The following is a 20,118-nucleotide window of genomic DNA, read 5'->3' as shown; positions in this document are numbered from 1 at the left end:
ATAAGAAAGGGTAAAGAGATACTATTTTATGGATTAGACGGATTAATGATGGAAATACCTCAAAGATTGATGATGCAGTCGTTTGTGTATGGAATGCTAAAAATATTAGGTGTTTCTTGGTTGGATCTTTATACCGTTATCGTTACAGGATTTATTTGGTGTCTGTGCATTGTAATTCAAACGATTTTATTTAAGGAAAAGTTTGATGATGATATGATTTATGACATTTTGGCTTCAATGGTGTTTTCGTTGGGAATCGGGTATGTATATCAAAAAACGGGACTGATTATTATATCAATGATTGCTCATTTTTGTGAACGTGTTTTAAGCTGCGTTATTTTTAGCAAAAAAGCATAATACCGGTTTATAATACCGAGAAATTAATACGGAGGTAGCTTAACCAGACGGTTCTGCATAAAATCCCGGGTATATGTAGATTTTATAATTTTTAGGCGAAGAATAATTAAATGGGAACTATTTTCACTACTGTACAAGATACTATTGAATAAATATAATTATTTACAAATATACTTGTCCATAACAGTTTTTATATCCGTGTGTTAAAATCAGATGCTGATCTTGGAAGGAATATGGAAGTGGATGTAAGTATAGTTGAAATTAAGGATTCAAATAAGAAGTCTCAATTTGCCGAGGAGATCCTCAGGCGTTTGCCGGAATGGTTTGGTATTGAAAAGGCTTTGATTGAATATGTAAATTGCGTGGCATCTTTGCCGTTTTGGATCGCATTGAGCCGCGACGGCAGGTGTATTGGTTTTATCTCGGTAAAAATTCATTATGGCCACACAGGAGATATTTATGCTTTGGGAGTATTGCCCGAATATCACAGGAGAGGCATAGGAAGATTATTAGTGGCTAAAGCGGAAGAATATTTGAAAAATAATAATTGTAAGTACATAATTGTGAAAACTTTAAGCGAAATGGCGGAGTATGAACCATACGAAAGAACAAGGAAATTTTACAGAAGTGTTGGTTTCGAAGAATTAATAACATTAACTGAAATGTGGGATTCCGAAAACCCTTGCTTAATTATGATTAAAAAATTATAAGTTCATGCATGCATCAGTTGTATCAGCCTGCACACGCTGAGTAATGACGGCCTATGCAGAACTTTTAGCTGTTAGGAAGCTTAAATATCATAAACTTGCTGTAAAAGCATAGAGTGCATAAAATCAATAAGCTATTGAAAGCGCTTTAATCCCTTTTGTGGAAATATCATTAGTTTCATAAAGCAGGCTCATAACTGTTGAGATTGCTGAAGCCTGATTAGCCAAAAAAACGCATACTGATTTCACTTTGAGGGGAAAGAAAAATATGAGGAAATCCAATGTAGTTCTTGCTGTTTGCAGAAGCTATGATGAAGAAAAGGTATATGAATCTGTCAGGGATGCGGTCGCTGCTCTTGGCGGCATCGGGCATTTTGTAAGTCCCGAGGAGAATATCCTCGTTAAGCCGAACCTTCTTTATCCGTCAAAAACAGAAAAGTGCATAACAACCAACCCAGCTGTTATAAAAGCAGTACTCCGCCTTCTCAGTGAAGCAGGTTACGCCCGTGTGAAGGTTGGCGATTCTCCTGCCACCGGAAGCTGCAGGCAGGCCATGAGTCAGCTCGGTTTATCGGAAGAGCAGCTTTATGGTGCCAAAATTGCCGACATGTCTCGTGAAGTCTTTGTCAGGTACCCGGAGGGAAAGGCGGCGAAAAGCTTCTGGTTCTGCGAGGAGGTTCTTCAGGCAGATGCCATTATCGGAGTATGCAAGATGAAAACCCACGCCTTTCTGAAAATAACGGGCGCAGTCAAAAATATGTATGGTTTGATCTGTGGTACAAGAAAAGCGCAAGGGCATGTAAGATATCCTAACGCGGCAAAATTCTCAGAAATGCTGGTTGACATACATAATCTGGTGAAACCGCGCCTTCATGTAATGGATGCGGTTGTCGCCATGGAAGGTAACGGCCCGGGCTCCGGAACGCCTACGGAAATGGGGCTGATTATTATTTCAGCGGATCCGGTGGCAATTGATACAGTCTTTGCCAGACTTGTGGATTTGGATCCTGTTCTTGTTCCCACGAATACTCAGGGAATGGTTGCAGGAATTGGAACATGCAGAGAGAACGAAATTGCGCTGATGCTTCTTGATAACGGGATTCTTACAGATATAAGCTTTGACGAAATGTTTTCACGCTTCGGGAAGAAGGATTTCGACGTGTCCCGTGAAAAGGATCGACTTAGCGTTCTCAGCCTGCTGTCTAAGGTTACAGGCAGATTTACAAGAAGGCCGTATATTGATGCGGGTAAGTGTGTGAAATGCGGCATATGCGTGAATCACTGCCCTGTGAAAGGCCGTGCTGTCACTTTTAAAAAAGGAAAAGATAATATTCCCGTCTACGACTACAGAAAATGCATCCGTTGTTTCTGCTGCCAGGAGATCTGTCCGCAACATGCCATTATAGTAAAATAATATCAGCACATGGTTACAACACTGCGAGGTTTCTTTATTTTACAACACAGGTAGTCTAACTGATGTGCTCGCAGTTTATATATTGATATATTCCCGTAAATGGCGATTTTTAAAATGACCGATGAATCCGTTGGCATTTCCCGAGGATTATCGGAGCTGATGCTCAGTGGGACAAATATCTGCAAAATAGTGATCTGACATACAGAAAAGTGTATTGTGCGGACGTAGCACATAGAAAGATATGTAGAGAATGGAGGAATAAAGGTCCACAGTTAAAAATAGGAATTATTCGGAAATGCCGCTTTACAAAATATTCCTTTTATACTAAAATAAATTATAAAGTAATAAGTATTAAGTAAGCACTATGGGAGCTGGTAAAACCGGCTGAGAGTGGACCTTTTAGGTCTTTACCCTTGACCTGATCTGGGTAATGCCGGCGTTGGCAAGTGCAACTCTCAGCACAATCCCATTACCTGGATTGTGCATTTTCTTTTTCCATGTGCTTGATTTCCCAGTGCTTGGTAAAGAGGAATTGGTATGTCTACCCGAAAACTCACTTTATCAGCATTACTTATTGCCTTAGGTACACTGTTAGCCCATGTTATTTATATTCCGGTAGGTGTATCCAAGTGTTTTCCCATTCAGCATACCATTAATGTTTTGTCAGGTGTGCTCCTGGGACCTGGTTATGCTTTGGCAAATGCCTTTATCATCTCACTATTAAGAAATATTCTGGGGACCGGATCCCTGCTGGCTTTTCCCGGCAGTATTTTCGGAGCTTTTTTAGCAGGACTTCTGTTTCGTAAAAGTAAAAAATATTATTTAGCTGTATTGGGGGAAGTTTTTGGAACAGGTATTTTAGGGGGTATTGCCTGTTACCCCATCGCTAAGTTTGTTTTAGGGCAGGAAGTGGCAGTATTTTTCTTTGTCCTGCCATTTTTGGTGAGTACTGCTGGTGGGAGCATTATTGGTTATTCTCTTTTAAAAATAATCGATAGAATACCTTTATTAAAAAAACTAATTGCCAAATAAGTTGTTTTATGCTCGTGTTGATGTTCTCTGTCAGGCTTCTGCAAAGGGCTGGAACAGGTGCTCGAAGAGATATGTTCAGATATAACAGAGCGCAGATAATAAAGGAGATGAAAGTTATTATGAATAAAGAATGGTCGGAAATGAACAAGATCATGCAGAAACAACTGACCAGGACATCATTCACTGATGGAATAAATACACTTTTACAGCTTCGGGAAATATTGATGCAAGAGGTCATGTCCTGGAAAGATGAGCTGGACGAAAAAGATTATTGCGCTATTCCATTCATAAATGCAAACGGTTATCACAGTAAAACTATTGCGTATTCAATATGGCACATTTCAAGAATTGAGGATATTGTTGTACATACGTTGATTAAAAATAACCGACAAGTTTTCTTTGAAGGAAATTATCAGAAGAGAATGAATTCACCTATTATTACAACAGGAAATGAGCTTGTAAAAGAGCAGATTTCCGAGTTTTCAAAGTGTCTGAATCTGGATGTCTTGTATGAGTATATTACAGCTGTTAAAACCTCCACCGACGAATGGTTAAGATCAATTGACTACACTGAGCTTAAAAGAAAGTTCGGTGATGAGGACAAACGCAGAATCCGTGAACTGAATGTTGTGAGCTCAGATGAAAAAGCAGTATGGTTGATAGATTACTGGTGCAATAAGGATGTTAAAGGACTTATACAAATGCCTTTGTCACGACACTGGATTATGCACGTTGAGGCAGGCATTCGTATTAAGAATAAGATAAAGAATAAGATTAAGTGAATACCGATTGGGAGAGATATAACGTAGAAGCATACCATTGGGAGTGTAAGTGTGAATAATTTTGATTATTGGAATCAAACCTTGTACAAATGATAATAAGCTGTGATTATGTAGAAATATATCAAATTAATTAATTTGGTATTACTTTTCATACTGATATGGAACATAAGGTAAAATCGCCCATGTAACATCATCGGCAGAAATATTTTTGTGCTCCAATTGTCTGTATCCAACGGTTGCTTGTGCACAGGGATAATCTACACAATCAAAGCAAGAATTAAGCTGTTTTGTATGTAAACATTTTAACGGCTCACATAACCCATGTCCATCCTGATAGCAGTGGCAATTGGTTGTATCACAGCCAGTGCAACGCATATCCCAAGCGGATTTACCATATACCGCATTAAGATGCGGGATTAGCATTTCTCTAAATTCTTCGGTTATACCAGTGTAATGCACGCATAAATCACATCGATGCCCACATTTGCCATAAACGGCGTTTTCTTTTGAAAACGGCTTGCGATTCGGCTTTTTCTTAATAAGTATCAGCTTCTTCACAGCTTCCAGAGTTTTTAAATCGTAAACGCTAATAAAGAGCCATTTACCATCGTGGAAGGTATGTGCACGGTCGTAAAGCTGTTGTATCTCAAGCGGAAACTCATGCCTTATTGCTTCAAACTTTTCTCTTTCTGCCTTACCGAGAACAATTTGAAAATCGTAATGGTCATCGTACAGAAATATTGCCACAACGGTTTTCTTTCCTTGCCGAAATCTTACACATGGGATACCATAATTCATTCCTGAAATCTCGTCAAGCCGATATTTGCCACGCATGAATTTTACAGTTTCTAATCTTACTTTGTCGAACTCTTTCATTATTCTCGCCTCATGAATTTATGCTATCGCCATTGCTGCAACATAAATCAGGTACTGATCTGTCCTTGTTAGCGCCATATAATGACTATACTTAATGGAAACCATACAGTTTTGATGTCTTCTACTTGAAAAGCCCATGCACTACAATCAATATCTATTACAGGAAAATAATAACATTTAAATATATAAAAGTCAATGTGATCATAAAAGCTTTTTGGATTTTGTATTTTTGTGACAGACCATTGATGTGGCGTGGGTCAATTTTTACCGGCGCTATGAGTCAATTATATCCCGGCGGTAACACAAAGTGGAGCTGAAGAAGTGTTTTTTTAGAGGCGCTTTAAAGGGTGGTTCTTGATGATATTTCAGCCTATTACAGAAGATTTATTAGATATTGTACTGGAAATTATTAACTCAAATGAAAACGGTGTTCCTTCAAGAACAATAGAAGAGGTGAAAAATGAGTTTCTTAACCTGAATACTGAAAGCTATCTTATATTTCTGGAGAATAAGTATATAGGAATTATTGACTTTCTTAAAAATAATCCCTATGACAATTGTCCATGGATAGGTCTGCTCATGATTTCATGGGGAATACCACTCTAAAGGGTATGGTAAAATGGCATATAATTTGTTTGAAGAAAAGCTAAAACGGCAGGGGTGTAAAAAAGTTAGAATTGGAATACTGCAAGAAAACAAGATTGCAAAAAAATTTTGGACTTCATTAGGATTTAAGTTTTGTTGATATAATTTAAAGAAGGGAGAGGGTGCAAGATAAAAATCACCGATTACCGGAAAATAATTCTTTGGCCAACACTATTATCAACACTCGCCTTTTTTTATGCCGTTAGTTCATGTGCCTTGGGCTTTTGTGGCCTTAGTTATTGTCGCGATTGTTTCCAATTATTTTACAACTGCTTAATGATATGTCTTTGGTTTGGAATCCCAAATAATAATTCATTCTATTGCGACAAAAGCTTGATTTAACTGTTTTTTAAAATGACAGGAGAAGATAATGTAATCCGGCCAGACATTAAAGACCTTGGGGAAATTCTTTTAATATTGGTTCAAGAATAACTGATTTACAGAAATTATTTTATTGAATAATTGGCTGTAATTTTTAAGGTTACATAAAAAAGACAGGAAAAGAATACTTTCTTTTCCTATCCTTAATCATTCCGTTTTAATCAGAATATTTTACAAAGCCATTATATGTCGCACTGGTACAATTCCAAGTCTTTTTTTAATATATGCCATACCAGATTTTGTACTCCACATTAGGGTCTATACCCTTAAGTTCCTGATTTTGAGAATACAAACCAGTCAACATTAACAGGACCTGAGAATACAAGAACAATATCTTTTACACCCGCAGTATTACTAATGGTAGCGGATACATCCCTATAAGTATCAAAGCTTCCTGTGGACCCCACGTAAATTGTTCCAAGTAATGTACCCGATGGACTTCCCAATCTTACCTGAATGGTAGTAGCATTCTGGGTAGCTACTCTTGCTGTTACGGACGTTGCGCCGTCACCAAAATCAATATTTTTATAGGTAGTGGAATAACCATTTTCAATATAGCCAATGGCGCTGCCACCACCTGGTAAGCTAAAGATTTGAAGGTTGGGACCATAACTGCTGTCATAATCTTCGGCTTGAATATTGGAAAATGCACTTCTTGTACCTCCGACAGGGGAGGTAGGCCCTGAATTTACATTTGCTGGTGTAAATACGAAGTAGTCCACATTCACTGGTCCTGAAAAGACAAGGGTAATATCATGCACACCTGTAATATTGCTAAGGTTGGCAGTTACATTCTGATAAGAATCCCAACTATTTGTCGAAGGAACATATATTGTACCAAGTAAAGTACCGGTTGCTCCTCCTGCTCTCACCTGAATGGAAGTTGAGATCTGAGTGGCAACTCTTGCTGTTATAGAACTTAAGCCGTTGGCGAAATTAACGTTATTATAGGTAGTGGAATAACCATTTTCAATATAGCCAATGGCGCTGCCACCGCCTGGTAAGCTAAAGATTTGAAGGTTGGGGCCATAACTGCTGTCATAATCCTCGGCCTGAATGATAGAATATGCGTCTCTTGTGTTATCACCAGGTGCAGGCACTGGTGAACTTCTGCTAAATATGAAGTTGTCCACATTGACTGGACCTGAGAATACCAATACAATATCATGAACGCCGGTAATTTTGCTGATGTTTGTAGATACGGTTTGATATGTATTCCAGCTGCCGGTAGAACTTACATATAAGGTACCAAGTAGAGTTCCGGTAGGACTGTCAGAACGGATTTGAATTGAGGTATTAACCTCCGTTGCAACAGTTGCAGAGAACCCTGTTGCACCACTACCAAAATCTATATTGCTGTAAGTTACGGTATTACCATTTTCAATATAACCAATTCCTCTGCCATTATTTGGCGTTCCAATCACTTGTAAAGTGGAGGAATTTGTGCTGTTATATTCTTCCGCTTCGATTATTGAAAATGCATCTCTTCTAATTGGGCTTTGAGATGGGGCAGGAGTTGGATTTGCACCTATTCTGATTTCATTCTTGTATACATTAGCGTACCCACTGCTCTGATAACCTTCAACGGTAAGAGCAACTTCATACATCTTACCCATTCGCATGCCCATTCTTTCCCACTGTTTAAAATGTTCAGTGACAGATATTGTTCCGCTTGTTCTCTTGGATGTACGAACACTCCAATATTGTTGGAATGTCGCAGTTCCATCGATGGAAGGCTGATTTACCCGGGTAGTTTCATATATTTCATAAGTACCGCCATCCACTGTGATGGTTCCTTTGGGTGTTGCTCCAGGTGGACGCCAGCTGCCCCAGCTTTCTACAATGTAATATTCAACCAGTGGATTTCTTGTCCAACCGTAAACACACAAATAGGAATTTCCGTTTGGATTGTAATCACAGCCATATTCAACTACTATATCTCCTAATTCTTGATAGGTTTTGTCGGAATTAAATTTTCTCCCTTTTCTAAATAGTGCATTACCGATATTACTCCATTGACAACTAAAAGTACCACCGTCGTTAAGTTCCATAATCGTATTTCCGTAGTCTTTCCAGAGCTCATAGTCGTAGCCTCCATGTGTGCCTGTCTCATTGTCGTAAATTATTCGCCCGGCGAGTACTGGTATACTATGTAGGATGATCATGATAGCCATAATTATACTCGTTGCCATAGCTGCCATCTTCTTAACCTTACGCTTCATAAACTTTTACCTCCTTTACTTATATTATTTATGTCATATTACATTAGAGACATAGTAAATTTACGGTCGAAGATAGCAGTGTGTTATTATTTGTTAAATTTATTAATAACTATCACGTCTTTACCAGTACCCCATAATGATGTTAAAAATGTTATTTATTAGTTATATTTTTATAGTAATTACAGTTTTTAGTTTTGTCAATAGGACAAACTTAAAATTTAAAGGAAGCTGACGAAAAGGATTGCAGAAGGCTGTGTTACTGTTGAAATGGAAGCGGCATCATTTTTTGCCGTCTCGAAATTCAGAAATGTTTTATTGGGAGCAGATTCGGAATGCAAGAATCAATGTTCAACTTTCCGGTCAGGGAGCAGCTTATATGGGTTGTTTAATGACGAGAACGTGATTGAACATAAAGCAAGGTATACCAAACAAATTAAGCTTAAAGATTTACCCTTAAACATTCATTTCGGAGCAATGGATTGCTATGAATTGCTGAAGTTTAATGTTCTGAAGAAATATTATCCTCTGTTAAAATCAAAGCGAGAATTTCTGACTTCACCAAGCTATGTAGGTAATGTCATTTTGGTTATCGAAAGTGGTAGTGAATACTTAACAGCAAATGACCTGTTTTTGGCGGCGAAAAAGGCATTAGGTGCAATAGCGAAACACATTGGAGGCATCACTCAAGAATATGAAGGAACGAAAGAGTTTTATGCTCAGCTAATTCGGAATGTTAGAAATAGACGTTCCAGATCGGCATACCTGTGTAAAGCGGAACTATTTCTTTGTCAGTTACTGCTTCGAGCTTCTCGGCGTGCCAACGGAAGGTTACGTCCGGAAATGCATCAAGATTGATTTCACGTACGCCGTCCTATATCATTTCGTCACCGTGAAGACTGTCAAACCATTTTGTTGCAGTTGATTTAATTTAATTCATCTTCAATCAGGCTAAACACCCACCGGATGCTTGTATCATCAGAGGCGGGATCGTCCTTTTCTGAAGCGTCATAATAACCGTAAGTAAGATATACGTCTCCGTTTTTCTGCAAAAGCAAATAGTAGAATACCGTGTCTGGCGAGTCATTCACCAACAAACGCCAGGCTTTTTGATTATTGCTGCGCAAACTGCTGGCAGAGCCGCGAACTCCCCTAAAGTATCGATCAAAATTGTCTTTTGTTAACCCAACTTCTTCAAATGTGCCTGCATTCAGCCAGCTGGTGGAACTCTTGTCCTCTAATACCAATAACTCTTTTTCATTTGTGACGTAATACTTTGGTGTAGTTTCTGTTGTATAACTGAAGGCATATGCGCCTGACTCATAAATGATATCTCTTACTTTATAGTATTTTCCAAAAGGATCTATTCTTTTGGAATCAGAATCTTTTGGATTTGTCAAAAAGCATACAGCAACCACGATGCAGGTAACTACAGAGGCAATGATAACCCAAAATGCCGGCTTCTTATAATTCATCACATGTTTCATCCTTTCTTTCACACCCACCTCACCGAAGACCAGCGGCTTCCACCAGTGGTCAAGTCGTTTGATATGTGCCTGCTCATGGACGATAACATAAGCAAGATCAGCACTGTTCAGCCTGTAGGGCAGATAGATGACCGGACGGAAAAAGCCTAAGACAAAAAGGGCAAATCATCCTTACTTTTTGATAATACGCCGAATTTCTTCGATCTCGGCATCCGATAAATCCTGGCGTTTCGCAAAGGCAGCGATAAAGGCGGGAAGTAAATTCTCAAAGTTCTTTTTAATCATTTCGTCCATTTCCGCAAGCTGTATCTCCTCCTTACTGACGAGGGAAGAAACGATGGAGCCTTCGTTTTTGACAACACCCCCGGTCGCTCAGCTGCTTGATGACAGTGTAGGTCGTCGTTCTGCTCCAGCCCAGTTCTTCGTTGCAGAGCTTGGCGAGCTTTGTACGGGAAGTGGGCTCATTTTTCCAGAGTATCAGGCAAAAGCGGTATTCACTTTCAAATACTTCGGGTACAGCCATGATAATATATCATCTAGTCTACTATATTATACATCTAATTTTAGTCTAACAGAGTAGACATGGGAAGTCAAAGAGGTACTTGAATGTACAGAACGATCGCGATTGCAAATGCGTAGATATTGCGTGGAAATGAAAAGACTCTCCACCGTCGAAATTCAGAAATTCATAATGTAAAAGCAGGATCTATTCAGTATCTCACGATACCACTTGGATATTTTGGTGGCTGGATGGTGGATGTCATCTGCGAACCATTCATGGAGAGTATTTCTAAGGAAAGCATACCGGCTATCATGTTTGGTACAGGGAAGGGCTCCGGGGCAGGTATGATGATATTTATACTTGGATTATTAGGTATGACGATATGTCTCGTTTTTGGAAGAATTCTTAAAAAATATAAATACAAAGATCTGGTTTGATATTCATTTAAGCTGACTAAAAAGATAAAGCTCCCCGTTATCGATATATTTGTCGTTAAACGGGGACTTTTTTTATCCTTAATTCTTTAGTCGGTTTGATGAAAATTGGAGACATTTATACCATACCGTTCTGACGGTGGTTATAATTTCCTTACTCTGTGGTTCTTACATGAATTATAATATTGACAATTAAAGTTCTATATAGTATTTTTCTATATAGAACATTTCTTTTCAGGGGGTAATTGTAACGAAGACTTATGGAGGCTTTCTTTTGTCCAGAATTCAGCATCTTAGCAGACGAGTGTTTGAAAAACTGTTGAAAGAAAGTGGCGTCGACATTTTTAATGGTGCGCAGGGCCGCATACTTTATGTCCTGTGGGAGCATGGACAGTTAACAATAACAGAGATCAGTAGGTTAACTTCATTGGCTAAAACGACACTTACCAGTATGCTCGACCGCATGGAAGCGGGGGGGTTGATAGAAAGAATACCCGACAAAAAAAACCGCAGGCAGATATTTATATCGGTGACGGAAAAAGCAAAACAATACCGTGAAAAATATGACTTGATATCGGATAAAATGAACAAAATATTTTATGATGGTTTCACGGAAGATGAAATCATCAGTTTTGAGAACCAACTCAGACGAATCATCAAAAATCTTGAAAAGGAAGGAGTATAAAAATAATGGGAAAAATATCTGTTGGTCCGGAAAATAAATTATGTCCGCAAACATTGTTTCTGTATGGTACATATAAGGAGGACGGGACACCGAATTTTGGCTTGTTCTGCTGGTTCAGTTATTGTTGGGACGGCGAATTGGTGTTATGGCTTGTATCGGTGGTGAAAAATTAACGAAAGATCTTATCCGGGCAAACAAAGTGTTTTCTGCTAACCTTGTCAGCGAATCCATGCTTCATCTTGCAGACTATTTAGGTAATACAGAAGGATATAAGAAGGAAAAAATGAATATTCCAATTGAAGTCGAACGTGGTGCGGTATTGAATGTTCCGGTATTAAAGAGCAGTCCGTGGGTATTTGAGCTTGAAGTTAAGCGTTCCGTACTGCTGAATGTAAGCGAGGTTTTTCTGTGTAAAATCCGCAATACATTAGTTGAAGAAGAGCTTAAAGATAATGCAATAAGTGCAGAGGAACGGTTACGTATGGCTGCGCCTGTAATGTGGATCGGAGAGGGACAATATTATACACTAAATTATACAGCTTTGGGCAAAACCGGAGATTGGAAAGACTTATTCAGTAAAAAGCGATAGACAGCCTAAAGTGTGATAAGCACCCTTATCTCATGAGATAGCTGGCATTATTCAAATAAACGATACTGCCTGGACGATTGAAGACAACGAGGTAGGATTTTTCTTACTGGCAGAAACAGAAAGGCCACTGCTTATTGACAGCGTTATTAATACGCCGAATGCAAAGCAGATAAACAGATTACCGGATTGAAAATTACCAGGCAGCCTGAAGCTTTTAAGACTAATTTTGGCATTGATTTTTTCATTTGCCAATCTTAAGAACTCCTGTGCTGAACACGATTAAGATAATAATCATCCGGAAAGGTTATGGTATTTTTACAGTATCTCCTAATCCGGCACCGATAAGATTATGTTCGAATGGTGACCAGCACTCTGATGGGGACTTTTTTTTTAGTTAAACTTTACTTTTAAAAAGCGTTGGGCGTAGTGTAATATTATTACTGGGAATAAGTTCTGCGCCCGTTTTAAGATAATAAGTAATTTAGGAGGATACCTGCGGAAAGGATCAAAATTTTATAAGTTGGTCCTGTATTTGAAGAATGTGAAAATAATAATGAGGAATTAAAGCGGCTTGAGGCAGAGTTTCCGAAATATCGGAAAGTAAAAATCAAAGAAGGTTTTTTGATGCTTTTGGATAAGAGGCTTGGAGTCATAGAGGCCGTGGACGGGGATGTTTATTATGTGAAGTTCTGGGAATTATCAATTCCCGCAAGGCTGAGCAAAGACTTTGAAAAGTATTCTGTAAGACCGAAGACGGGAGATGATGTTCTTTTTCTTTGGAAAAGGAGTGGAATATCAGAGATCACTTCAGTATGCAAGAATATGTTGGAAGAGTAATTAATTCCAATATCACTTTTTCAGTTAATATCACAAAAGTTATTTTGAATTTTGCACAATAGTTTACAAAGTGGAATTGATGTTTTCAAATCTGGGCATTCGGAGTGGCATTCAAAACATAATATGATTTTTTTCTGCGGAAAAATTTTAAACGGAAAGCAGAAGAGAAAAGCAACAGGATTGATTTGCCTATAAACTTGGGATATACCATGGAAATACTGCCATATCAAATTATAAAGGAAGTTACTGCTTGAGGAAGTTAAAAATTAAGGAAGCTGATATACGGGGGTTAATATGAAGCACTATAAGTCATGGTCGGGTTTGAAAAAGCAACTGACAGAGCTTCTTTGCGAGCCGCTGAAATATAGAATTACTTATTTTCTGACACGATATCACAAAGTCCATAATTCTTATGGGCGTGCATCAATCCGGCTTGATGGAAAGGAATTGGTTATATTTTCCTGGACGGCAGCGTACAAGCAGGAACATGATGTTTATAATCGCTGGAAAGAAACCGGTGAATGGGATTATAATGCGCCGGAACTTAAGAGAAAATGGAATCAGGAAGCAACTCTTTCTGATTATGATTTTCTCAAGGCAGCAACAGATTTTCTGCAACTTTCCATTGAGGAAGCGCTTGAAAGTGAAAATTACCTAATTCGTGTATTCGCTATTATGGATAAGCGAGTAGGGAAACGGACATTGGAAGCAATTAGCGAATCAGAGGAATATAAATCTTATCCCTCGTGGGTCAGACAATTTTACGAGCTGAGGCTGGGGATTAGCTTGTGCCGCTAATACGATCATCCGTGATAATCATGCGTGTTTACAAATTCCGTATGCCGGTTTTCTATGCGATATACCGGAAAACAAAAAATAAAGATTATCCACTGCCTTAAATCCCCTCTCTGCAAAAGTTTTGTTATTTTTCAATTATGTCTGAGCATAGATAATAAAAATCCAGTATTAACATTTCAGAGTTTTAAACATTGCCACTGTTTACTTGTTTATCAACGAAATCACTTCCCCAAAATATATCTGTTTCAGGAGTGATTCGTTACAGCAAAAAAAGAAAATTTAAATAATATTTGTGAGTAGTTATTTAACTGGGAATTAATCCATGAGCTGGTGTCGTTTGTATAATAAAATCTCTGGGATTGAAGGAAAAATTCCCGGTGTTTCAAGGAAGGCTTTAATAATGCATTTAAAAGTTATGTCCAGGACAAAGCCCGCCGGATGAACGCGGGCTAATTCTTGGGGGCTTCCGGTTAGAAACAATTAATGCAATTTATGGTTGCATTTACAGATAAAATTCCCCTTGACAGGACAAGTTGATATATATTAAAATATTCGCCAAAATAAAATAAACGGAAAAGCGATGACGAAGAGAAGTAGCATGAATTATCGTTTACAGTGAGCGGGGAATGGTGAGAACCCCGTAAAGTGAATTCATGCGAATAACACTTCACCAGCTTCAATCTGAAAGTCATATTTGTATATGACGAGTAGGTGCGACGTAAGCCGTACGTTACAACGGCAAACACTAAGGAGTGACTGTACAAAGGGGTACAGTAATTCAGGTGGTACCGCGGACAATGATAGTGCTGTTCGCCCTGAAATTTCTATTTCGGGCGAGCAGCTTTTTCATATTTATGGGCTGTTCTCCCGAAGCGGAAAATCAGATAAAAGATGGGGAGGGAGCTTCTTATGTCAGAGATTTATCGTACAAGGACAATGAATCAAATCACCGAAGAAGATATAGGCTCCGTCATTAAAATTGCCGGCTGGGTGGAGAACATCCGGGACCACGGCGGCGTATCTTTTATTGACCTCAGGGACATGTACGGCGTCATGCAGGTTGTATTCAGAAACATGGAACTTCCAAAAGGTATCAGAAAAGAGGAATGCTTATCAATTGAAGGTGTGGTGGAAAAACGGGATGAAGAAACGTACAATCCCAAGATTCCCACCGGTACGATTGAGCTCGTGGCACAAAAGGTCACGGTTTTGGGCAGGGTTTATAAGGAGCTGCCGTTTGAAATTTCCGCGTCGAAAGAAATACGTGAGGAAGTGCGCTTAAAATACCGTTATCTTGATTTAAGAAACCGGAAGGTAAAGGAAAATATTCTGTTCCGTGCCCAGGTTATCAACTTTTTGAGGCAGAAGATGACCGAGATGGGCTTTGTTGAAATCCAGACGCCGATTCTGTCGGCATCCTCTCCCGAAGGAGCAAGGGATTATATCGTTCCGTCAAGAAAACATAAAGGGAAATTCTATGCACTGCCACAGGCACCCCAGATATATAAGCAGTTATTAATGGTCTCAGGATTTGACAGATATTTCCAGATCGCCCCCTGTTTCCGTGACGAGGATGCGCGGGCTGACCGCTCTCCGGGCGAGTTCTATCAGCTTGATTTTGAAATGAGCTTTGCCACCCAGGAGGATGTTTTCCGCGTGGGTGAGGAGATACTGACTGCGACATTTAAGAAGTTCGCTCCTGAAGGTTATGAAATCACCGAGGCACCGTTCCCAGTGTTCAGCTACAAGCAGGCCATGCTGGAGTTTGGTACGGATAAACCGGACCTGCGCAATCCTCTGCGTATCATTGATGTGACTGATTTTTTCCAGAAATGCGCATTTAAACCCTTCCGGAATAAGACGGTCAGGGCCATCAAGGTTCATGCCGAGATGTCCAAGGGTTTCCATGAAAAATTGCTGGATTATGCACTGTCCATCGGCATGGGCGGGCTTGGCTACCTTGAGGTCCAGGAGGACATGACCTATAAAGGTCCCATTGACAAATACATCCCCGAAGAAATAAAAGGGGAGCTGGCGCAGATTGCCGGCCTTATTCCGGGCGATGTAATATTCTTTATTGCTGACAGGGAAAAACTTGCCTGCAAATACGCGGGGCTAATCCGCGATGAGCTGGGCAAGCGCCTTGACCTCTGTGAGAAGAAGGCTTACCGCTTTTGCTATGTCAATGATTTTCCGATGTATGAAATAGATGAAGAAACCGGAAAAATAAAATTTACCCATAACCCCTTCTCCATGCCGCAGGGTGGGCTGGAGGCGCTTATTACCAAGGATCCTCTGGATATTCTGGCTTACCAGTATGATATCGTCTGCAACGGTGTTGAGCTCTCTTCAGGCGCAGTCCGTAACCATGACCTGGATATCATGGTAAAGGCCTTTGAGATTGCTGGTTACGATGAGGAGATTCTGAAAAAGAAGTTCGGAGCGCTCTATAATGCATTCCAGTACGGAGCGCCGCCCCATGCCGGTATGGCGCCGGGAATTGAACGGATGATCATGCTCCTCAGGAATGAGGAAAACATCCGCGAGGTCATGGCGTTCCCCATGAACAGCAACGCACAGGATCTGTTGTGCGGCGCACCCGGCGAAGTAACCGAACAGCAGCTGCGTGAAGTGCATATAAAAATCAGGAATTAAGCGTGTTTAAATCATCCGGATGAGCTTGAAAGTCGGTTGCTGTAAGAAATGGAGTGAGGATTATGGCAATTTCAAAAAACGAAATAGAGAAACTTGCGAAACTTGCGAAACTGAGCTTTTCGGATGAAGAGCTTGAACGGTTTACCGCTGAGTTTGATGAGATTATAGCTTTTGCAAATACAATAAACCAGTATATTGAAGGCGGAACTGAGCAGATAAGAAGCGTGGGTGCCAGGATTGTCTCATTTGATGACCTGCGCCCCGATGAAGTAGAACCGTCCCTGCCCAGTGAGAAAATCCTTTCCAATGTTGAAGGGCATAACGGATTTTTCAGGGTGGAAAGGAGCAAAAAATGAGAATGGGAATAACTGAACTTGCAGTAAAGCTTCGTAAACGCGAAATTTCTGCGGTAGAGCTTACAAAGGCATACATTGATGCCATTGAAAAACTGAATCCAACCCTCAATGCCTATGTGCATCTGACCTTTGATACTGCACTGGAAGCTGCCGAGCAGGCCGACCAGATGCTTAAGGAGGACGATGCGCCGCTGCTCTGCGGCATTCCCATGGCCCTGAAAGACAATATCTGCACCGACGGGATTCCTACCACTTGCTGCTCTAAAATCCTGGAGGGCTTTAAACCTTACTATGATGCTACCGTCTGGGAGAGGCTGAAAAAACAGGGTGCGGTTCTTCTGGGCAAGACCAACATGGACGAATTCGGCATGGGAAGCACTTCGGAAACCAGTTGCTATGGTGCGCCGCTTAATCCCAGGAATACAAATTATGTTACAGGCGGTTCTTCGGGCGGTTCGGCCGCGGCCATCTGTGCAAATCTGGCGGTATACAGCCTTGGCTCGGATACCGGCGGTTCAATACGCCAGCCGGCTTCCTTCTGCGGCGTGGTGGGGCTTAAGCCCACCTATGGCGCGGTATCCCGCTATGGGCTTATTGCTTACGGCAGCTCCCTGGACCAGATTGGCCCCCTGACAAACAGCGTGAAGGACGCTGCCATTGTTTTCGATGCCATTAAGGGCGTTGATAGACGCGATCAGACCAGTGTGGATTATGATTATGGTTCCTCCATGGCTGAATGCCTTGATCGGGATATAAAGGGTATACGCATTGGTGTGGCCGAGGAATTCTTTGACGGTATCAATCCGGAGATCAAATCAAAGGTTGAGGAAGCCATAAAGCTGTTTGAAAGGAATGGTGCCGTGATAGAAAACATCAGGATTCCGGCCATGAAGCTTGCGCTTCCGGTATATTACATTATCGCCTGTGCTGAAGCATCCTCAAACCTCGGGAGATATGACGGTATCCGATATGGCTATCGCACAGCCTCATATTCCAGTATTGATGACATGATCGTCAAAACCAGGAGCGAAGGTTTTGGTGACGAGGTTAAACGCCGTATTATGCTGGGAACTTATGTACTGTCCAGCGGTTATTACGACGCCTATTACAAGAAAGCCTGCCTGATTCGTGAAGAGATAAACCGGGAATTTGATGCCGTTTTTGAAAAATGTGACGTACTGGTTGCTCCTACGGCGCCCAGTACCGCATTTCCGCTGAATTGCAAAAGAAAAAGCCCCGTAGAAATGTACCTGGCGGATATATGCACCGTGCCTGTAAATATTGCAGGTGTTCCGGCCATTTCGGTTCCATGCGGTGAGGACGCCAATGGGCTTCCCATCGGTATGCAGATTATCGGCAGGCGGTTTGGTGAGGTAACGGTTCTTCAAGTGGCCCATTTTTATGAGCAAAATGCAGGACAGATCATTGGTGCTTATGAAGGAGGTGTCAGGATATGAATTATGAGATTGTCTGCGGGATTGAAACCCATATTGAACTGGCGACCAGAACCAAGATTTTCTGCGGCTGCACCACTGAATTCGGGGGCGAGCCCAACACCCATTGCTGCCCTGTTTGTACCGGTCAGCCCGGAGCCCTTCCCGTACTCAACCAAAAAGTGGTGGAATATGCCATAAAAGCCGGCCTGGCACTGAATTGTAAAATCAATACCAAGTCCCATATGGACCGAAAAAATTATGTATATCCTGATTTGCCAAAAGCCTACCAGATTTCACAATATGATGAACCGCTATGTGAAAAGGGTTATATTGAGCTGGACAGCGGCAAGCGTATCGGTATTGCCCGGATTCATATCGAGGAGGATGCCGGAAAGCTAATCCACGAGAAAGGGTATACCTTTATTGACTATAACCGCAGCGGTGTTCCGCTGATTGAGATTGTTTCCGAGCCGGATATTTCTTCCGCTGAAGAGGCAAAGGAATATGCCGAAAAGCTGCAGCTTATTATGCGCTATATCGGAATATCGGACTGCAAGATGCAGGAAGGATCAATGCGCTGCGATGTTAATCTTTCGCTGCGAAAGCCCGGTGATTCAAGTTTGGGCGTGAGGACTGAAATCAAGAATATCAACTCACTGAGTTTCATTCAAAAGGCCGTCATGGCCGAAGCCGAGAGGCAGGCTGATATTCTCGATGCGGGCGGAACAGTTGTACAGCAGACCATGCGCTACGATGAAGCAACCAATACCGTTACCCCTATGCGTGATAAGGAAAACTCCGAAGATTACCGTTACTTCCCTGATCCTGATATTTTGAGATTCAGCATTGATGAGGAGAAAATCGAAGAAATAAGGAAGTCTCTGCCCGAACTGCCTTTTGAAAAGCTCAAGCGTTATGTGAATGTTCTGGGGCTTCCTGAGGCTACAGCAAAACAGATTTCCAGGTACAGAAAGGTAGCTGAGTTTTTCGAAGGAGCACTGGCAGAAGGTGCAAGTGTGAAAAATGCGGCCAACCTGATTGTAGGCACTATTTTTGCCACAATGGGCACCGAGGAGGAAAAGGAATTATTCGACGTCCTCATTTCACCGGCACAGTATGCTGCGCTGGTTAAACTTGCCGATGAGAGGAAAATTAATATCGGTGTCGCCCAGGCGACCCTGCAGAAGATGCTGGAGACCGGCAAACCGGTGGAGGAGTTTATTAAACCTGAAGATCTTGTGGGTATCTCCGATGAGGAACTTGAAAAGTTGTGCAGGGAAGCCATGGATGCCAATCCAAAGGCGGCAGCCGATGTCAGAAGCGGTAAGGACAAAGCAATTAACGCGATGTTCGGCTACATTATGAAGAAAACCGGCGGGAAGGCGGATATTCGCAAGGCTGAAGTCATGTTGCGTAAACTGATCGGTCAATAAAATGCAGGATATGGCAGACGCAGCGTCAATGAAGGAGTGTGAGCATGATAAGCAGAGCCAACTTTAGGGATTATAGCGGAAAACAACGGGATAAATGCGTTTATTGGATAAAAAATAACAGAATCCACGGGACGGGAAATATGAAACAATGATGTTATTGAATTTGGTTATATCAGCTATAAATGAAATTTTTAGTTCTATATCTTGCAAAATGTTGATTAATCTGCTAAAATAAACTTAAATTATTCGATTAATCCGGAAGCAGGATTTAATGACAGATAGAAGTTTTACTGCATGACAGAAATATATCAGATATGCATAAGCAGGGGTGAGTAATTTAGCGTTGTTTTATGCGGTACAGTAAAATATGAAATTTGAATTGCAGCTTCCTGCAATTACTGTTAACTGGTATTAATGCAGCAAAAGTTGTTTTGGTAACATAATCAGAAGGCTGATGTTTACTTTATGGAATCCGTATAAGGATTACGGTAAT

The 20,118-nt window shown here is 40.9% G+C and carries 22 protein-coding genes, 1 riboswitch and 1 other annotated feature; of the genes, 17 read left to right on the top strand and 5 right to left on the bottom strand.

Annotated features, from left to right (window positions below; translation table 11 throughout):
* Positions 1–69 precede the first annotated feature (69 nt).
* From CST_RS09070 to CST_RS09050, 5 genes are all read left to right on the top strand, one after another.
* The gene (locus CST_RS09070) at positions 70–357 is read left to right on the top strand and encodes a CPBP family glutamic-type intramembrane protease (protein ID WP_169316002.1); all 288 of its coding nucleotides are present in this window, start codon (positions 70–72) and stop codon (positions 355–357) included.
* 233 nt (positions 358–590) lie between these two features.
* On the top strand, positions 591–1,067 hold the full coding sequence (locus CST_RS09065; protein WP_015485070.1) for a GNAT family N-acetyltransferase: 477 nt from the start codon (positions 591–593) through the stop codon (positions 1,065–1,067).
* A gap of 265 nt (positions 1,068–1,332) precedes the next feature.
* Positions 1,333–2,478 (top strand): DUF362 domain-containing protein, encoded by a 1,146-nt coding sequence (locus tag CST_RS09060; protein WP_015359595.1) that lies wholly within the window; start codon positions 1,333–1,335, stop codon positions 2,476–2,478.
* A 354-nt stretch (positions 2,479–2,832) separates the two neighbouring features.
* Positions 2,833–2,940, top strand: a riboswitch (TPP riboswitch).
* Between the two features lie 75 nt (positions 2,941–3,015).
* On the top strand, positions 3,016–3,510 hold the full coding sequence (gene thiW, locus CST_RS09055; RefSeq protein WP_015359594.1) for an energy coupling factor transporter S component ThiW: 495 nt from the start codon (positions 3,016–3,018) through the stop codon (positions 3,508–3,510).
* A gap of 71 nt (positions 3,511–3,581) precedes the next feature.
* Entirely contained in the window at positions 3,582–4,292 is a 711-nt protein-coding gene (locus CST_RS09050) for a hypothetical protein (protein ID WP_015359593.1), read from the top strand.
* A gap of 141 nt (positions 4,293–4,433) precedes the next feature.
* Here the strand turns inward: CST_RS09050 and CST_RS09045 are convergent, their stop codons facing one another.
* Positions 4,434–5,168, bottom strand: coding sequence for a DUF3788 domain-containing protein (locus tag CST_RS09045; RefSeq protein WP_015359592.1), 735 nt, complete (start codon positions 5,166–5,168; stop codon positions 4,434–4,436).
* A 357-nt stretch (positions 5,169–5,525) separates the two neighbouring features.
* On the opposite strand from CST_RS09045, the gene CST_RS09040 reads away from it, so the two are divergent.
* Together CST_RS09040 and CST_RS13935 are read left to right on the top strand one after the other, a co-directional pair.
* Positions 5,526–5,774 (top strand): hypothetical protein, encoded by a 249-nt coding sequence (locus CST_RS09040; RefSeq protein WP_015359591.1) that lies wholly within the window; start codon positions 5,526–5,528, stop codon positions 5,772–5,774.
* A gap of 13 nt (positions 5,775–5,787) precedes the next feature.
* Entirely contained in the window at positions 5,788–5,913 is a 126-nt protein-coding gene (locus tag CST_RS13935; protein ID WP_015359590.1) for an N-acetyltransferase, read from the top strand.
* A 547-nt stretch (positions 5,914–6,460) separates the two neighbouring features.
* Here the strand turns inward: CST_RS13935 and CST_RS09035 are convergent.
* Positions 6,461–8,416, bottom strand: a complete 1,956-nt coding sequence (locus tag CST_RS09035; RefSeq protein ID WP_015359589.1) for a carbohydrate-binding protein — start codon at positions 8,414–8,416, stop codon at positions 6,461–6,463.
* Between the two features lie 267 nt (positions 8,417–8,683).
* On the opposite strand from CST_RS09035, the gene CST_RS13755 reads away from it, so the two are divergent.
* The gene (locus CST_RS13755) at positions 8,684–9,271 is read left to right on the top strand and encodes a hypothetical protein (protein ID WP_015359588.1); all 588 of its coding nucleotides are present in this window, start codon (positions 8,684–8,686) and stop codon (positions 9,269–9,271) included.
* A gap of 68 nt (positions 9,272–9,339) precedes the next feature.
* Here the strand turns inward: CST_RS13755 and CST_RS09025 are convergent, their stop codons facing one another.
* The 3 genes from CST_RS09025 to CST_RS13835 form a co-directional block, all read right to left on the bottom strand.
* Positions 9,340–9,912, bottom strand: coding sequence for a hypothetical protein (locus CST_RS09025; protein ID WP_237266324.1), 573 nt, complete (start codon positions 9,910–9,912; stop codon positions 9,340–9,342).
* 159 nt (positions 9,913–10,071) lie between these two features.
* Entirely contained in the window at positions 10,072–10,185 is a 114-nt protein-coding gene (locus tag CST_RS13840; protein ID WP_275450127.1) for a hypothetical protein, read from the bottom strand.
* Between the two features lie 31 nt (positions 10,186–10,216).
* A complete protein-coding gene (locus CST_RS13835) occupies positions 10,217–10,423 on the bottom strand; it encodes a BlaI/MecI/CopY family transcriptional regulator (protein ID WP_250637179.1) in 207 nt (68 codons plus the stop codon).
* 119 nt (positions 10,424–10,542) lie between these two features.
* Between CST_RS13835 and CST_RS13545 the strand changes: the two genes are divergently transcribed.
* The 9 genes from CST_RS13545 (at position 10,543) to gatB (ending at position 19,625) form a co-directional block, all read left to right on the top strand.
* Positions 10,543–10,839, top strand: coding sequence for a hypothetical protein (locus CST_RS13545; RefSeq protein WP_169316001.1), 297 nt, complete (start codon positions 10,543–10,545; stop codon positions 10,837–10,839).
* A 271-nt stretch (positions 10,840–11,110) separates the two neighbouring features.
* Entirely contained in the window at positions 11,111–11,521 is a 411-nt protein-coding gene (locus CST_RS09010) for a MarR family transcriptional regulator (protein ID WP_015485067.1), read from the top strand.
* Between the two features lie 145 nt (positions 11,522–11,666).
* A complete protein-coding gene (locus tag CST_RS09005) occupies positions 11,667–12,110 on the top strand; it encodes a flavin reductase (protein WP_015359583.1) in 444 nt (147 codons plus the stop codon).
* 624 nt (positions 12,111–12,734) lie between these two features.
* Entirely contained in the window at positions 12,735–12,947 is a 213-nt protein-coding gene (locus CST_RS08995) for a hypothetical protein (protein WP_015359581.1), read from the top strand.
* Between the two features lie 294 nt (positions 12,948–13,241).
* Positions 13,242–13,745, top strand: a complete 504-nt coding sequence (locus CST_RS08990; protein WP_015359579.1) for an SF0329 family protein — start codon at positions 13,242–13,244, stop codon at positions 13,743–13,745.
* 571 nt (positions 13,746–14,316) lie between these two features.
* Positions 14,317–14,566: a binding site (T-box leader), on the top strand.
* An 88-nt stretch (positions 14,567–14,654) separates the two neighbouring features.
* Positions 14,655–16,400 (top strand): aspartate--tRNA ligase, encoded by a 1,746-nt coding sequence (gene aspS, locus CST_RS08985; RefSeq protein ID WP_015359577.1) that lies wholly within the window; start codon positions 14,655–14,657, stop codon positions 16,398–16,400.
* Positions 16,401–16,462: 62 nt separating this feature from the next.
* Positions 16,463–16,756 (top strand): Asp-tRNA(Asn)/Glu-tRNA(Gln) amidotransferase subunit GatC, encoded by a 294-nt coding sequence (gatC, locus tag CST_RS08980; protein WP_015359576.1) that lies wholly within the window; start codon positions 16,463–16,465, stop codon positions 16,754–16,756.
* Positions 16,753–18,213 (top strand): Asp-tRNA(Asn)/Glu-tRNA(Gln) amidotransferase subunit GatA, encoded by a 1,461-nt coding sequence (gene gatA, locus CST_RS08975; RefSeq protein WP_015359575.1) that lies wholly within the window; start codon positions 16,753–16,755, stop codon positions 18,211–18,213. Before gatC ends, gatA begins: the two co-directional genes overlap by 4 nt.
* The gene (gene gatB, locus CST_RS08970; RefSeq protein WP_015359574.1) at positions 18,210–19,625 is read left to right on the top strand and encodes an Asp-tRNA(Asn)/Glu-tRNA(Gln) amidotransferase subunit GatB; all 1,416 of its coding nucleotides are present in this window, start codon (positions 18,210–18,212) and stop codon (positions 19,623–19,625) included. Before gatA ends, gatB begins: the two co-directional genes overlap by 4 nt.
* Positions 19,626–20,118 lie beyond the last annotated feature (493 nt).

Source organism: Thermoclostridium stercorarium subsp. stercorarium DSM 8532 (genome assembly GCF_000331995.1).
Classification (GTDB): Bacteria; Bacillota; Clostridia; order DSM-8532; family DSM-8532; genus Thermoclostridium; species Thermoclostridium stercorarium.
Note: the sequence above shows the minus strand (reverse complement) of the source record. Positions and strands in the feature narration are given on the sequence as shown.